The sequence below is a fragment of the Methylotenera sp. L2L1 genome, from assembly GCF_000744605.1.
GTDB lineage: Bacteria > Pseudomonadota > Gammaproteobacteria > Burkholderiales > Methylophilaceae > Methylotenera.
The window spans coordinates 2,006,163-2,022,800 of sequence record NZ_JQMG01000001.1 but is presented as its reverse complement, the minus strand read 5'-3'; the positions used below and the strand labels follow the sequence as shown (position 1 = coordinate 2,022,800).

Sequence of the window (16,638 nt, the reverse complement as noted above, 5' to 3'; positions counted from 1 at the left end):
GTGCTTAAAGCTACACCATAGTCACTTTAAGTCTCCCCTTGAGGATGGCATTAGTTGATGCTTCATCTGTCCACTTCTCGAATATGCCAGAGGTTTTTACTGTCCCGAAGGCTACACGGTGAGCGATAGTTTTGTTACTTGATGTATAGGTGGGATAAGTCTAAGCCCTCATACCTAAGCATTAGCATGGCTGTGTTTAAAGGTTTAATAGGATAGTTCTCAGCACCATAGCCATCACCAACACTGGAGCTGTAGGAGGCAGCACTCTTATGACCTGTTAGTTTGTCATGAAGCTCAATTGGAATTAGACACTCGCGACAAGCATCCTTGAAGCCATGCCTGAAGGAGTGAAAGGTTTTACGCTTATCGGTGATGCCTAGCCCTTTGCGCTTATGATTGCCAAACCACTGAGAGAAGGCAGCCGTGAGTGGTCTAGTAGGTGAAGACTTAAGAAGCGGGAATAGTCTTGAATGACCTGCATCCTTCATTGAAGACACGTAATCTAAAAAGCCACAACGCACTAACTCTGGATGTATAGGTACTCTTCGTTTTGAGGAATTGTTTTTGAGTGTTTTCTGAGGGGTATCTTCATCCTCTTCATCACCCACCTCCGTGGTTATGTGTATGTACTTTACTCCGCTATCCTCAGCTATATCGTCAACAAGTAGCTGACCAATCTCCCCAAGTCGTGCGCCTGTCCACAAGGATATTAAAGGTAGCCAGTATGCAGCCTCACCCGCACCGCCTCTGGGTCTATGATTAGCGGTATAAATTGGAGATGCAAATATAAGCTTCAGCTCCTCAATACTAAATGGTATTCGTGGCTTTTTCTTTCCCTTTTCCAAAGGAGCTTTTACATCTTTTGCTGGATTGCTACTCAACTTATCATTGGCTACAGCTAAGTTAAATATTGCATTGATTAAGTTTAGATGCCTCCCAATCGTTCCAGAGCTGCGTCCATTACTAAGTAGATTGTCTTTGTAGGTGACTATGTCTCCTTTAGAAACCCTAGACGCTTGCATATGCTCCGTCTGAGCAGCTATCTTTTCAATTATTTTCTTTGCTTCATTGAATGTTTTTAGTGCTGGATTAGCCTGCAGCTTCCAATAATTTAAAAGAAACTCTAAAGTGTCTTCAGACTTAGACTTTACAGGGCTTCTATCAATTACTGGCGTGTCTACAATCTCACCTGAGTTCCTTAGCTTCAGTGACTCCGAAAGACGCTTACCAGCCTTGAGAAAGTGGCTACAAGCTTTCCTGTATGCTTGGCTGTTCTTATCAAGTGTGATGCCATGTCTTTCCAGCTCATGGTCAACTATTGAGGTTATGTGCTCATGATTTCCACGAGATAGCCATTCACTTGTAGATGAAGAAAGAAAACTGGTATCAAGCAAAGTTGCCTCATAGAAATCATCATCTAAGAGAAGACCTTCCAGCCTGTCAGCTTCATCCTCCTCTAGTTGTTCAGCAGACCATATAAGCGCTATCCGCTCCAACTCATCATCACTAATGTCACCACGCTTAGAGGATGCTTTCATTGCTCTGATATGTGCATACTCTTGGTCAAGCTTAAGTCTTTCTATCGTGGCTCTTGTGTTGGCTTCTCGCGGGTCTTTGGTTCGTAATGAGAACATTACTTCTGCTCGGCCATAATGAGACACTAAGTCTGTAGGGACTCTGGCTCGATAATAGTAGTAATTAGAGCCTTTATGGTTGGTTACGTTTGTTTGTAGTTTCACTTCATCACTCATGTTCGTTATTCTATCGCACAAGCTCATTTAGATTGAGCTGTGTGTAACAGCTATGTGTAACAGTTTGAGTTTTTAAGTGATTGATTTATATTTAAAACCATTTAGAATCATGGTCTTATAAAGCTGGTGGCGCCCCCGACACGAATCGAACGTGTGACCCTCCCCTTAGGAGGGGGATGCTCTATCCACTGAGCTACGGGGGCAAATACTAGTGCAGCATTATAAAGCGTAGAGGTGCTAAATAAAACATTACGTGAATAAATGTAGCGTTGTCATACGTTTGCTCTACAGAAAAAACAAATAATGCTAAGATTCTGTAAGACTTATCCATCATTGAACAAAATCAAACGAAGGTCATTGTATGTTAATTAAGGTTTTATTCTATGTAGCAATCATACTCGTTGCACTCTTAGGCTATCGCCATTACGCATCGATGCAACCAAGTTTAACTATCGGCGAAAATGCGCCTGAATTCGGATTAAAAGATACCAAAGGCAGCTACCACTCGCTCTCAGATTACAAGGGAAAATATGTAGTCCTTTATTTTTACCCAAAAGATGACACACCCGGCTGCACCAAAGAAGCTTGCAACTTTAGAGATGATTTATCTAAATTAGAGCAATTGAATGCCAAGGTAATTGGAATTAGCGTTGACTCAGAAGCCTCTCACCAGAAGTTTGCAGAAAAATATCACCTACCATTCACCTTGCTGGCGGATATAGATGGTAGTGTCGCAAACACTTATCATGCACTTACCAACCTAATCTTTACTAAAATTGCAAAACGTTATACTTTTTTAATTGACCCGAACTCAAAAGTAGTCAAAATTTACCATGACGTGAATGTTTCAAACCACTCTCAGCAAATCATTGATGATTTAAAAAACTTACAAGCGACAGCAAATTAGTTTCTATCTACAACGGCATGTAGCTTGATGTTGATTTTAGACATTAAACAGGGAGCCTAAAGCTCCCTGATAATATGATTAAAATCTCAACTCGGTAATCACTCAACAATATCCACTAACACTAATATAGTCGCATGACCATCTTAATGGATACTGATTTATAGGATGAGCGACTAGAATCCCAAACTATCAAGTAAGTCATCAACCTGCTCTTGACTAGCAACCACATCCACAGCATCTGGGTCAATTTGCGGGCCATTCAGTAGCGATGAGTTATCACCAGCGTCAGCTTTACTTGTTTCCGTATCTTTTTTAGGAATTGCCGGCGAGAAGTCAATCAGTAACTGCACCAACTGTTGCTCCAACTCTTGTGCGAGGCCAGTAATTTTTTTAATGACTTGCCCTGTCAAATCCTGGAAATCCTGCGCCATCATGATATCCATCAATAAGGCTTTGGTTTCCGCAGTGTTTTTTCCTGCCATTGTTAAATAGGTTAATGTTTCATTAGCGGCCAGATTGTATTCACTCTTTAGCGAAGGTTCACCCATCACATTTGTCCAGCGCTGTTGCAATGCAGTTGCACCGGCAGCAAGTTCTTCTTGCAATGGAATCGCCACGTCAGTTGCATTCAAAACACGCTCAGCAGCTTGCTCAGTCATGCGTGCAACATACGCCAAACGATCACGTGCATCTGGAATATCTTGTGCTACTTGCTCTAATATCTTATCTAGCCCTAAACCACTTAAACTATCATGCAATGTTCTCGTTACATGGCCTACACGATTAAGAATTTCATCACTCGATGACAGCCCAACTGAAGGATCAACACTTGCGGCTTGTTGCTGTGTGGCTTCGCTAGTCATAGTTAAGCCCCAGCTTTCTCAAGCTTCTCAAATATTTTTGATAACTTTTCATCAAGCGTAGCCGCTGTAAAAGGCTTTACTACGTAACCATTAGCGCCAGCTTGTGCTGCAGCAATAATATTTTCTTTTTTAGCTTCAGCGGTCACCATCAATACTGGAAGTTTAGATAACTCAGCATCTGCGCGAATATTTTGCAACAATGTCAAACCATCCATGTTAGGCATATTCCAGTCTGATACAACAAACTCAAACCCACCACCTTTCAGTTTACTCAGCGCAGCAACCCCATCCTCAGCCTCATCAACATTGGTATAGCCCAGCTCTTTAAGCAAGTTGCGAACAATTCTACGCATCGTAGAAAAGTCATCCACAACTAGAAATTTAGTATTTGTATTTGCCATGCTTCACTCCATTAACATTAACTATTCACAGCGCTTCAAGTTTCAATCTATACATGAACACTATGAATAAATTCTATAATTTTTATATATTGTACTGATTTATGATGGAGACTGCTCCATTAACTAGATGACTCAGATTTAAAGCGCCAACAACCTGCATAACCTTTACACACGTAATGCACGAGTGTTATTGGTCACTAAATGATTAAGCACTAATTTTGGCAACTCATTCAAATGTGCCACTTCATCGACACCACCATGTGCTACTGCCTCTTTTGGCATGCCATACACCACACAACTCTCCTCATTCTGAGCAAAGTTATATGAACCTGCATTCTTCATTTGAGCCATACCTACTGCGCCATCTTTACCCATTCCAGTTAAGATTACACCGATAGCATTTTTACCTGCATGTAATGCCGCAGAATCAAACAACACATCCACAGAAGGTTTATGACGATTCACTGGTGGCGCATCACTCAGCTCTGTCACATAGTTTGCACCACTTCTTGCCAACAGCAAATGCTTATCACCTGGGGCTATATAAGCATGCCCAGGTAGAATACGCTCACCGCCCTCTGCTTCTTTAACGGATATTTGGCACAAAGAGTTTAGTCTATTTGCAAAAGATTTTGTAAATCCTGCAGGCATATGCTGTGTAATCAATATACCAGGGCAATCTGATGGCATTTGCAACAAAAACGATTTGATTGCTTCGGTACCGCCGGTAGAAGCCCCAATAATTAACAGCTTTTCACTACTAATCAGTGGATTACGTAATTGCAATGGGCGATTCTCAGCATTTCCAGCAACGGCATGGCGGCTAGGTGAAGAAACTCTAGCTTGAGAAGCAGCTCGTATTTTGTCGGTAATTTCTTCGGTATACTCACGCATACCTTCGGTAATTGACATTTTAGGTTTGGTCACAAAATCTGTTGCGCCCAACTCTAACGCACGCATGGTGATTTCCGAACCTTTCTCGGTCAACGTAGACACCATCACAACTGGCATTGGGCGTAAACGCATTAGTTTTTCTAAAAAGTCCAAGCCATCCATCTTCGGCATTTCAACATCAAGCGTTAGTACGTCAGGATTTAATTGCTTGATCATTTCACGTGCGATTAGTGGATCTGGTGCAGCACCTACGACTATCATATCTTTTTGATCATTAATAATCTCAGTGAGTAAACTACGAATCAGTGCTGAGTCATCAATAACAAGTACTTTAATTTTCATTTGCTTATCTCGTGTCTTGTTGCTTATTCAATTTAATAGTTAAAATAAATCAATTGCACCAGCGACATCTGCCGTTTTAAGCTTGCTTGCGTAAACCTCTTCACGTTTAAACAAGGTGTCATTATGCATTTGCTTCAGTTTTTTCACTAAAACTCGACCCGTTTTAGGGAAGTAATAAACTTTTCTAGGATAGATGTCTAACAAATCTTCACCTGTAATGCGTATCCCCTCAGCATTCAGATATTTTCTTACAAAAATAGCGTTGCGATCACCAACATTCGTGGTCGTAAAGCTTTTCAGCACGTTACCACCACCAAAAATCTTAGCCTCTAAATTCTCACGACGTGCACCATTGCGCAGCAACTGGTTAATTAAAACCTCCATGGCATAGGTACCATAACGCATAGACTCAGAAACAGGGCTGTCTTTATCTGTAGCAGCACTATCAGGCAACATAAAGTGGTTCATACCACCTACTCCTGTTTTGCTATCTCTGATGCAGGCAGAAACACATGATCCCAACACTGTCACAATGACCATGTCTTTATCAGTAAAGTAGTATTCACCAGGCGCTATCTTTGCAGCTTCACAATCAAAAGTTCGGTCAAAATATAGGGTTGTTGAAATTTCCTCTTCCAACATACTCATAAAGATCTCTCTTTAATCAGATTATTAGAACGCTTTACATGGCTACTATCACCTAATGTGTAGACTGTCTTACCACGTAAATGAAACGCATCCGATACGTAAAGAAAGTTCTCGGAATGCCCTGCAAATAGTAATGCGTGAGATTTCATTAACGGCACAAATCGACTTAAAATTTTAGACTGTGTAGGTTTGTCAAAATAAATCATGACATTTCTACAAAATATTGCATCAAAAGGCTCTTGTAACGCCCAGTTTTCATCCAACAAATTAAGCTGGCTGAAAGTAATCATTTCTTTTAGCTCTTTTTTTACTGCAACAGAACCCTCATTAGGACCCGTGCCTTTTAAAAAAAAGCGCTTACGTCTCGCATCCGAAAGCTTACTCACGCGCTCATAAGGGTAAATTCCACGAGATGCTGTAGACAATACATTGGTATCAATATCTGTGGCTATAATTTCAACTGGTGGATTTAAACTACCAAACGCTTCACATGCGGTCATTGCAATTGTGTAAGGCTCTTCACCGGTAGATGCCGCAGAGCACCAGATACGAATCGGTTTTTTTAGTGTTAGCAGATGGTCTGCGAGTATTGGAAAGTGGTGCTCTTCACGAAAAAACGACGTTAAATTCGTGGTTAGTGCATTCGTGAATGCTTCCCATTCGGCAGTATCGTTTTGACTTTCAAGGTTATCCAAGTACTGCTTAAATGATGTAGCACCTAGGACGCGAAGTCTTCGCCCAATACGGCTATAAACCATATCCGACTTAGCTTCTGATAGTGAGATACCTGCATGACGGTAAATTAAGTGACGTACTCTGGCAAAGTCTTGAGCAGTAAAGTTAAACTCTCGCCCCTCATCATGCTGCTCTTTTTTAAACATTAGATATTCACCACGTAATTTATTGTCAGTCACTTACTGTACCAATGTGGTACAAAGCGCTTTAGCAATATGCTTTGGGCACTCTTAATTTTATTTTTTATTAATTATGTTGCAGTTAACTGCTTACTTAATTTTTTGACTATTTATGGACAATATCAACATACCCAACGGAGCTATATTAAAGCTTAACCACTTTAATCAGCGATTAATCTCCGCGTAAAACATTCACTATCTTAATTATTTGATGCTGTATGACAAGGTAGCAATGCAAGATGTAAATATCAAGAAAGCCATTTAATTAAAACTGGCACTATCTGACATTTTCCATCTTAAAACATTGCTCCACATCACAACTTACTTATTACTTAACTACAAATTACCTTATGCCTTATCTGTTGCTCTTCTGTTGCCTTCTTTTGCAGCAAAAGGATGTGCAGAATCTTTATAAACTTTCAACAAATCAGCAGCTTTTGGCTCACGTGCGATTGCGCTTTTGATTGCTTGTTTAGTAGCACGGTAGTTCCAATCTTGAATACGGTCATCCATGTCTGCAGTTTGGTCAATAAATACACCAACAGAAATGAATACGTCATCAGCTTCTTCAACTGGAATTGTGCCATCTGCAACGCAATCCATCACAGCCATCGCAACACCGCGTTGTGCTGGGCCAAACATTTGCAATGATTGTTTAGTGTTTTTCAAAGTCACTTTGTTAAACATTACTGTGTTTGGTTTTACCATCATATTAGGAGCAACGATAGCTAACAAACCATTCACACCTTCTTTTTGATCAGTTAGTGTACGGCAAAATGCATCTTCTGCAGCGCTACCACGTGGGCCCATGATTAGGTCAATGTGAGCAACATTTTTAAGATCCAAACCACTACCATCTGGACGATCTTCGATCACCAATGCTTCACCAATTAATACACGATCAATAACAGCCATTTAAGTCTCCTAGAACTTCTAAATAAATTTCAAAATTAACTACTTTGTTACACTTGACGGTCGAGTGTAGCGTTACCGCCAATTTTTACTTACATATGGTGGACAACGCTACACTCATCCACCTTACCCTATCTTAAAATTACTAAAGTTAGCTGTGCGCTAACGATTTACCCTCTATTGTAAACCATTAGGTGCCTTAGCATAAAATCACTTTTTAAAACTCTTCCCAATCACCATCATCTGAGTTGGTTTTTACACTCAATTTGACAGGGGCTGGTCTCACAATACTAGCCACTTTACTTGCAACATTCACTTTAGGCACGTTGCGTGGTGCTTGGCTTTCGCCATGTGTGCCTAGCTGGAATACACTAATCGCATTCATTAGTTCGTCCGCTTGCTCCATCATCGATTCTGCAGCCGCTGCCGCTTCTTCAACTAGTGCTGTGTTTTGTTGTGTAACGTCATCCATTTTCATGATGGCTTCGTTCACTTGTTCAATACCAACACTTTGCTCTTGTGAGGCTGCAGAGATTTCACCAATGATGTCTGACACACGTTTGACTGAGCTGACGATCTCTTGCATGGTGTCGCCAGCCGTTTCTACTTGTTTGGTGCCTTCTGCTGTTTTGTTCACTGAGTTTGTAATCAGTTCTTTAATTTCTTTGGCTGCTGAAGCTGAGCGTTGTGCTAGGTTGCGGACTTCACCTGCAACAACCGCAAATCCTCGACCTTGCTCACCGGCTCTTGCTGCTTCAACCGCTGCGTTCAACGCTAAGATGTTCGTTTGGAAGGCAATGCCGTCAATCACGCTAATGATGTCTTCAATTTTCTTGGCACTTTCGTTGATTTCTGCCATGGTGCTGACGACTGCTGACACGGCTACACCACCTTTGACCGCAACACCTGAGGCAGCTGAGGCTAGTTGGTTGGCTTGTTTAGCGTTGTCGGCATTTTGTTTCACGGTTGAAGAGAGTTCTTCCATGCTGGCAGCGGTTTTTTCTAGTGAGGCCGCTTGATCTTCTGTACGACGTGATAGGTCTGCGTTGCCTTGTGCAATTTCTCTTGCTGCGGTGTTGATGGTTTCAACCGATTGTTGAACGGTGACGATCGGTCCAACGATCATTTCTAGCGTTTCGTTCATGCCGTTCACAATCTTACGGTAGTCGCCTTGGTGCCTGTTAGCGTCAGCACGTACTGTGACACGGCCAGCATGTGCGGCGTCTGCTAGTAATTGTGCATCTTCGTTTAGGGCTTTTAAGTTGGTACGTACTTGTTCAATGGCTTCATTCACGAATACTTTTTTGCCTGGGAATTTTTCTAATGGGGCATCAAAGTCACCTTCGCCAAAGGCTTTAACACAGGCTAGGGCTTTTTCTGTTAGTTCCAGTTGTCCAGCAACAATCGCATTGACTGCTGCGGCTAGTTCAGAGAAGCCGCCTTTAAATAGGTGTGCATGTAGGCTCATGTCAATGTTACCTTGTGCATGTTCGTTCGTCACCCATTTAACTGAGTCTACTGCGCCTTTTAGTTTGCCTTTGAGGCGGTCTAGGTTCTTGTTGATTTCCGCTTTTTTACCAGGGTATTGTTGAATTTGTACGTCAAAATCACCATCTCCTAACGCTCGCATCACTTGCGTCACTTCTTCTTTCTCACGTACGTGGGATCCTACCATTTTATTTAATGACTGCGCCATCTCAGCGTAAGTACCAGTAAATTTAGCCACATCAACTTCTACGTCAATTTCACCTAAATCATGCTGCTGAGACATATTTTGCATTTCAGCAATCAAGGTTTTAATGTTGATACGTAGCTGCTCTACACGCTCATTAATAAAAGCACGTTGACCAGGGAAACGCTCTAATGGCTCATCAAAATTGCCTTTAGAAAACTCAGCAATACAAGCCGTCACTTTACGCATCACATCAGCTTGATTAGATGCCATTTCATTGATATTCGTAGCCATGGTTTTATAAGTACCACGGAATTTTGCAGCGTCAATTTGTGCACTAATATTACCAAGCTTGTTTTGTGCAGACATTGTGCTTTGCTCTTCAATCACAGTTTTTAATGTCTGTTGCATGGTGAACATTGAAGCCATCAAGCTTGAACGATCATCAGCGTTAATTTTAATTGCACTATTTAAATCACCATTGGCGATATCATTCGCAATTTTCGCAACATCATTTGGCTCTCCACCTAATTGTTTACGTAAGTTACGTGTAATGAAAACACCAAGGATAATGGTAGCGAGTACGATTAATAAGCCCATCACTAAAGAAAGTCTTGTCGCGTGTTGCTTTACCGTTAATGCATCATTGGCATATTTCTGACCTAGTTCAACTTTATAGCTCATATGGCTAGCTATATCATCATTAGCCTTTTCTGCTGGAGTACGGATGGCGATATATAGTTCATGCGCTAATTCTTTTTGGTTCGTTCTAGACGCATCTAGTATTGGCTCCATACGTGAGTAATACGCATTTAAACCTTCCACATCCGCTTCTAACAGGCGCTTTTCTTGCTCATCTGAAATAAAACTAACATATGTCTCTGTAATGTCTTTCAACTCAGATTGAAGCTTTCTAATAGCGGCTTCAACTTCTGCCATTTTTGCATCATCCTTAATCAACGTGTGATTAGCAACCCTGATACGTAGCGTATTGAATTTATATCGCATTTCATCAAGTTTAATGACACTAGGCACTATATTTTCATTTGCATAATTAGTGTCTTTATATACAGAGTCGGTCTGGAAAATATTTAGCGTTAACAAACCTACTAAACCTAATACAGAAATCAATGTTATTAATAACATTTTTCTTGCAACAGTCATTTGCATCTCAAGTCCATTTCTTACTAAAAAAACCTATAAATATCAACTTCTAAAAACACAACCTACAACATGTATTTTTAAAACTCTTCCCAATCACCATCATCTGAGTTGGTTTTTACACTCAATTTGACAGGGGCTGGTCTCACAATACTAGCCACTTTACTTGCAACATTCACTTTAGGCACGTTGCGTGGTGCTTGGCTTTCGCCATGTGTGCCTAGCTGGAATACACTAATCGCATTCATTAGTTCGTCCGCTTGCTCCATCATCGATTCTGCAGCCGCTGCCGCTTCTTCAACTAGTGCTGTGTTTTGTTGTGTAACGTCATCCATTTTCATGATGGCTTCGTTCACTTGTTCAATACCAACACTTTGCTCTTGTGAGGCTGCAGAGATTTCACCAATGATGTCTGACACACGTTTGACTGAGCTGACGATCTCTTGCATGGTGTCGCCAGCCGTTTCTACTTGTTTGGTGCCTTCTGCTGTTTTGTTCACTGAGTTTGTAATCAGTTCTTTAATTTCTTTGGCTGCTGAAGCTGAGCGTTGTGCTAGGTTGCGGACTTCACCTGCAACAACCGCAAATCCTCGACCTTGCTCACCGGCTCTTGCTGCTTCAACCGCTGCGTTCAACGCTAAGATGTTCGTTTGGAAGGCAATGCCGTCAATCACGCTAATGATGTCTTCAATTTTCTTGGCACTTTCGTTGATTTCTGCCATGGTGCTGACGACTGCTGACACGGCTACACCACCTTTGACCGCAACACCTGAGGCAGCTGAGGCTAGTTGGTTGGCTTGTTTAGCGTTGTCGGCATTTTGTTTCACGGTTGAAGAGAGTTCTTCCATGCTGGCAGCGGTTTTTTCTAGTGAGGCCGCTTGATCTTCTGTACGACGTGATAGGTCTGCGTTGCCTTGTGCAATTTCTCTTGCTGCGGTGTTGATGGTTTCAACCGATTGTTGAACGGTGACGATCGGTCCAACGATCATTTCTAGCGTTTCGTTCATGCCGTTCACAATCTTACGGTAGTCGCCTTGGTGCCTGTTAGCGTCAGCACGTACTGTGACACGGCCAGCATGTGCGGCGTCTGCTAGTAATTGTGCATCTTCGTTTAGGGCTTTTAAGTTGGTACGTACTTGTTCAATGGCTTCATTCACGAATACTTTTTTGCCTGGGAATTTTTCTAATGGGGCATCAAAGTCACCTTCGCCAAAGGCTTTAACACAGGCTAGGGCTTTTTCTGTTAGTTCCAGTTGTCCAGCAACAATCGCATTGACTGCTGCGGCTAGTTCAGAGAAGCCGCCTTTAAATAGGTGTGCATGTAGGCTCATGTCAATGTTACCTTGTGCATGTTCGTTCGTCACCCATTTAACTGAGTCTACTGCGCCTTTTAGTTTGCCTTTGAGGCGGTCTAGGTTCTTGTTGATTTCCGCTTTTTTACCAGGGTATTGTTGAATTTGTACGTCAAAATCACCATCTCCTAACGCTCGCATCACTTGCGTCACTTCTTCTTTCTCACGTACGTGGGATCCTACCATCGCATTCACAGCTACCACGGCTTGTGCGTACGAGCCCTTGTACTTAGTGACATCTATTGTGGCATCAATATTGCCAGCTTCATGCTCTTGGGACATTTCTGTAATGTCTTCAATAATGCCTTTCACATTGGCACGAAGCTGTTCAATAGCTTCATGAACAAAGCCTAGTTTCCCTGGTAACTTTTCGAAAGACTTATCGAGATCGCCACCTGAAAAACCAATCACGCTTTCAGTAACGCTTTGCACCAAATTAGATTGTGCGACTAGCGTGGCGTTGATTTTTTCTGCAATTGCATGGTAGCTTCCATTAAGTCCTTCTAAATCAACCACCGCATTTACGTTACCTTTTTTATGCTCAAGTGCCATGTTTTCAATGCGAGCTAATGTTGTTGCTAAGCTTGCTGACATTAACTTGAGCGCAGACTTAACGCTAGATGTGTCTTTCGCATCAACCTCTATTGCCATATTTAAATGGCCATTTGCTAACTGTCTTGCAATATTCACAACATCAGCAGACGAGCCTCCAAGCATATTGGCTTCTTTACGGAAGCTATTAGCAATCACAATTAAAAACGCAGTTTCAAGCACAATAGCTAATGTGTGTATTAGTAGCAGCTTATTATTTGCGCCCAGTTGAAATACATAAAATCCAGCATCATGGGCTTGGAGTGAGTTAAAACTTATATGGTGCACTACAGCCACTAATGCTGCAGCGAAAATTGGCTTACAGTCACGGTAATGCAGCAAAAAAGCCAATAAAATGAAAATGGCAAAGTGAGCCTCACTCATACCATGTGTTTGCTGAATAAGAAGTGCAGAGAACACCATAAAAGCCACTGCAATCACAATCCTAGTCACCACCGCACCAGGTAGCATGTTAACGAGTAATAATGGTATTAGTAACGCAGGAACACCAACGACAAAAGTTTCAAACTGTGTGCCGTTAGAAAACCCTATAAAAAAACTGATAGCCAGCAACATCACTAACGTCCAAGTCATTAGTTTGTCTGCGCTAGTTGCCCAAGGATCTATTCGACTGTTTGCTGCTGTAATCATTTATATATCCAATTTATTCAAAACTATCAATTAATATGTATTAACTAGTACTACACGATTAAATCGCTCAATTACTTTGCTAGTGAAGTTTGTTCAATTGCCAAACACTGTCACTAAGTCACAAATTAAGTTTCTAATCAAACTCACTAATGGGGTTCGCTTCATTTATACTTTTTTAGTACATTTGTACCTGACTATAGATAAAGCCACCTAATATCCATTGATTATCAACACATTTTTTAATCACTAAGTATGCTTTTAAGCGAACTGAGACTAATCGAACTTGCTATTTAATAGCTGCTTGCTTAGCCCCTTCAGCTGAAAAATCACAACTTAACTTAGACGTGGTGCCATCCCTGTTATTCGTGCTGGCGGAGCAATCGTTCTTAAATTTTGCCTGTTTTGTAGGCCCAAACCACCACTCAACTTAAACGCACTGACTGTATCCATTAAGCCAACTGCCTGATCAACCAGAGATTCGGCAGCCGCAGCAGCCTCTTCAACCAAGGCCGCATTTTGTTGTGTCACCTCATCCATGCTGGTAATCGCATTATTTACTTGGTCAATACCGGCACTTTGTTCGATTGAAGCGGCTGTAATTTCACCCATAATATCTGTCACACGCTGAACCGAAGTAACGATCTCTTGCATGGTGGCGCCTGCATTTTCAACTTGCTTAGTGCCCTCTGCAGTTTTATTCACAGAGTCCGAAATCAGCTCTTTAATTTCCTTAGCTGCTGAGGCTGATCGTTGAGCAAGATTGCGCACTTCACCTGCTACAACCGCAAATCCACGGCCTTGTTCACCGGCTCTTGCCGCTTCAACGGCTGCGTTAAGGGCTAGAATGTTTGTTTGGAAGGCGATACCGTCAATCACAGAGATAATATCTTCAATCTTATGTGCACTTTGATTGATAGCATTCATGGTATTGACAACCTGACCAACCACATCGCCACCTTTGACTGCAACACCCGAGGCTGCACTAGCCAGCTGGTTCGCTTGTTTAGCGTTCTCAGCATTCTGTTTTACTGTTGAGGCAAGTTGCTCCATGCTAGAAGCTGTTTCTTCCAGACTTGATGCTTGCTGTTCGGTGCGGCTTGAAAGGTCGTTGTTACCTGAAGATATTTCACCAGCGGCAGTATTAATTGTCTCCCCAGCCTCACGCACTTGGATGATAACTTCAGTCATCTTATCCATCAGCGCATTTACACCATCACACAAGCTAGCAATTGCGCCTGTTTTTCCATCTAGGGATACACGGCTGCTCAGATCTCCTGCTTTGGCGCCTTCAATAATAAGTTGAGTTTCGTCTACAGCATCTGACAGCAGTTGCGCCTCTTGCGCTTTTTCTGCCGCATCTGCTGCAGTTTGCTGCATGACCGCATCTAGTGTGCCATTGACGCCTTCAACTACTTTTCTGTAATCACCCCAATGCTTAGATACATCCGCACGTGTATCCAACTCATGGCTTTGCGCAGCTTGCGCCAACATATTGGCATCTGAAACCAATAGACTTAAAGCATCAACACATGCATTTAAGTTGTTTTTAATAATATTAAAATCGCCATTGTAATCATCTGTAATTTTGGCTGGAATATTACCTTTAGCAAAGTTCTCTACATAACCAGCAGCTACATTTAACGGATCAATCACTGCATCTAAACAGTTATTAAACCCTTCTACAACTTTACGGAAGTCACCTTGATACTTAGTAACATCACCGCGATTATTTAAACGCCCTTCTACTGCAGCATTTTCTAAATTGATGGCTTCACTAACTAAATTATTAACCGCGTCTATACATGTATTAAGATTAATTTTAATGGTATTAAAATCGCCATTGTAATGATCAACAATCTTCGTTGGAATGTCACCTTTAGAGATTCTATCCATGTAATTTGCAGCGACATTCAGCGGCCCAATCACAGCATCTAAAGTATCGTTCACACCCATCACTACTTTACGGAAATCACCTTGGTGATGACTAGCATCCGCACGCGCAGCTAAACGTCCTTGTTGTGAGGCTTGTGAAAGCACTGCAATATCAGAAATCAATAACTTAATATTGGCTTGCATAGTGCTCATGGCAGCCATCGTACTACTACGATCGTTAGCACCTAGTGGAATAGTAAAGTCTAAATCCCCTAATGCAATACGTTTCGCTGTGTCATACATCGTATCTGGTTCGCCGCCCAATGCCTTGGTAATTGAACGTGTAATTGCGAAGCCTAACCAAACTAGCGTTAAAATTGCTAAAGCTAAGCCAAAAAACGTCAATAAACGCACGCTGTCATAATTAGTAGATGCATTGATATATTCATTGGCCGCAATATCCAAGTTCAACTTTAGCAGCGCCTTCATATCAACTTCAGCAGCCTCGTACAAATCAAGCGCCTGCTCATTCGTAAGCTTCAAGGCCTCATAGTTATTTGCGCGTAATTGAATCACTGCTGGTTTTAGTACAGCCTCAACGAACTGACCACGACTTTTAGCAAATTTATCAGCTAAAAGCTTCTCTTCTGGCGTCAAATTATTTTGTAAATATGCATTCCAAATACTACTGATTTCTTGAATTTTACTTTCAATATAATCAGCTTGTTTAACAGAGTATTCAGCGTCCAGTTCAACATGGACCTGCCCATCTTCACCTACCGTTGTTTTGTAATGGCTTAATGCTGCATTTAAATGCGCACGGTTCTTCAACATATTCAAGGTAATCTGATTTAGCGACTCTACTGGCACCATCCTATCCTGATACACAGATTGCAAGCTAGTTCTTACTTGGCTAAGCTCAAACAAGCCAATTGCAGCTTGTATTGTAACCACAGCAACCGCAAGTGCAATAATCACCATTAATCGCTGCGCAACAGTTAGCGCTCTAAGTAATTTCATCAGATATCTCCATTTTTACCGCATATTAGGACAACACAAACCACAGCTTCACTTTCAGTAAATTGACCTCGCAAACTGATCATATTATTTACCCTGGAGAAGTACGTTTTTTAATTTTTATCGATTAAAACTGTTCTCAATCACCATCATTGTTGCAGAAGCCAGTCGCTCATTTATATTTAAGCTGCTACAGCGTCTACTAAAGCCATTTCCTGACTCGTCATTAACTGTTCAATATCTACTAAAATCAGCATTCTTTGTTCCAAAGTGGCTAAACCTACAATGTATTTAGTATCAATGCTAGTCACCAATGATGGCACATCACGGATTTGCTCTTCTTTCAACGCAATCACATCTGAAACGCCATCCACCACAATACCTACTACACGGCCGTGTAAGTTAAGAATAATGACAACGGTAAATTCGTTGTACTCGATTTTTCCTAAATTAAACTTAATACGTAAATCCACAATCGGTACAATTTTTCCGCGTAAATTTACAACACCTTTAATAAATTCTGGGGTATTAGCAATTTGAGTCACCGCGTCATATCCGCGAATTTCCTGTACTTTAAGAATCTCTAACCCATACTCTTCAGCGCCCAAAACAAAGGTAAGGTATTCACCCTCTGCACTTTTAGCTTTTGAACTTGAATTGCTCATTACATTATCTGTACTCATTGTTTAA

The 16,638-nt window shown here is 41.5% G+C and carries 12 protein-coding genes and 1 tRNA gene; 1 reads left to right on the top strand and 12 read right to left on the bottom strand.

What is annotated here, in order from left to right:
• Positions 1-134: 134 nt before the first annotated feature.
• On the bottom strand, positions 135-1,751 hold the full coding sequence (locus FG24_RS12430) for a site-specific integrase (RefSeq protein WP_235189753.1): 1,617 nt from the start codon (positions 1,749-1,751) through the stop codon (positions 135-137).
• A gap of 127 nt (positions 1,752-1,878) precedes the next feature.
• Positions 1,879-1,954 (bottom strand) — tRNA-Arg (locus FG24_RS09550).
• 158 nt (positions 1,955-2,112) lie between these two features.
• Here FG24_RS09550 and FG24_RS09545 point away from each other — a divergent pair.
• Positions 2,113-2,658, top strand: coding sequence for a peroxiredoxin (locus FG24_RS09545; RefSeq protein ID WP_036302917.1), 546 nt, complete (start codon positions 2,113-2,115; stop codon positions 2,656-2,658).
• 173 nt (positions 2,659-2,831) lie between these two features.
• On the opposite strand, the gene cheZ is transcribed toward FG24_RS09545, so the two are convergent.
• From cheZ to FG24_RS09495, 10 genes are all read right to left on the bottom strand, one after another.
• Positions 2,832-3,521 (bottom strand): protein phosphatase CheZ, encoded by a 690-nt coding sequence (cheZ, locus tag FG24_RS09540; RefSeq protein ID WP_036302914.1) that lies wholly within the window; start codon positions 3,519-3,521, stop codon positions 2,832-2,834.
• A 2-nt stretch (positions 3,522-3,523) separates the two neighbouring features.
• Entirely contained in the window at positions 3,524-3,922 is a 399-nt protein-coding gene (gene cheY, locus FG24_RS09535; RefSeq protein ID WP_015832190.1) for a chemotaxis response regulator CheY, read from the bottom strand.
• Positions 3,923-4,087: 165 nt separating this feature from the next.
• Complete coding sequence (locus tag FG24_RS09530; RefSeq protein ID WP_036302909.1) at positions 4,088-5,158, bottom strand: protein-glutamate methylesterase/protein-glutamine glutaminase; 1,071 nt, start codon at positions 5,156-5,158, stop codon at positions 4,088-4,090.
• Positions 5,159-5,197: 39 nt separating this feature from the next.
• The gene (cheD, locus tag FG24_RS09525; protein ID WP_036302907.1) at positions 5,198-5,806 is read right to left on the bottom strand and encodes a chemoreceptor glutamine deamidase CheD; all 609 of its coding nucleotides are present in this window, start codon (positions 5,804-5,806) and stop codon (positions 5,198-5,200) included.
• Positions 5,803-6,687 carry a CheR family methyltransferase gene (locus FG24_RS09520; RefSeq protein WP_036302905.1) on the bottom strand — a complete coding sequence of 295 codons (885 nt, stop codon included), beginning with the start codon at positions 6,685-6,687 and terminating at the stop codon, positions 5,803-5,805. Before FG24_RS09520 ends, cheD begins: the two co-directional genes overlap by 4 nt.
• Before the next feature lie 381 nt (positions 6,688-7,068).
• A complete protein-coding gene (fae, locus tag FG24_RS09515) occupies positions 7,069-7,635 on the bottom strand; it encodes a formaldehyde-activating enzyme (RefSeq protein ID WP_036302902.1) in 567 nt (188 codons plus the stop codon).
• Positions 7,636-7,849: 214 nt separating this feature from the next.
• Positions 7,850-10,474 (bottom strand): methyl-accepting chemotaxis protein, encoded by a 2,625-nt coding sequence (locus FG24_RS12935; RefSeq protein ID WP_036302900.1) that lies wholly within the window; start codon positions 10,472-10,474, stop codon positions 7,850-7,852.
• Positions 10,475-10,545: 71 nt separating this feature from the next.
• On the bottom strand, positions 10,546-13,059 hold the full coding sequence (locus FG24_RS12930) for a methyl-accepting chemotaxis protein (protein ID WP_036302897.1): 2,514 nt from the start codon (positions 13,057-13,059) through the stop codon (positions 10,546-10,548).
• Positions 13,060-13,392: 333 nt separating this feature from the next.
• Positions 13,393-15,951, bottom strand: coding sequence for a methyl-accepting chemotaxis protein (locus FG24_RS12925; RefSeq protein ID WP_088178458.1), 2,559 nt, complete (start codon positions 15,949-15,951; stop codon positions 13,393-13,395).
• 179 nt (positions 15,952-16,130) lie between these two features.
• On the bottom strand, positions 16,131-16,631 hold the full coding sequence (locus FG24_RS09495) for a chemotaxis protein CheW (RefSeq protein ID WP_036302894.1): 501 nt from the start codon (positions 16,629-16,631) through the stop codon (positions 16,131-16,133).
• Positions 16,632-16,638: the final 7 nt, after the last annotated feature.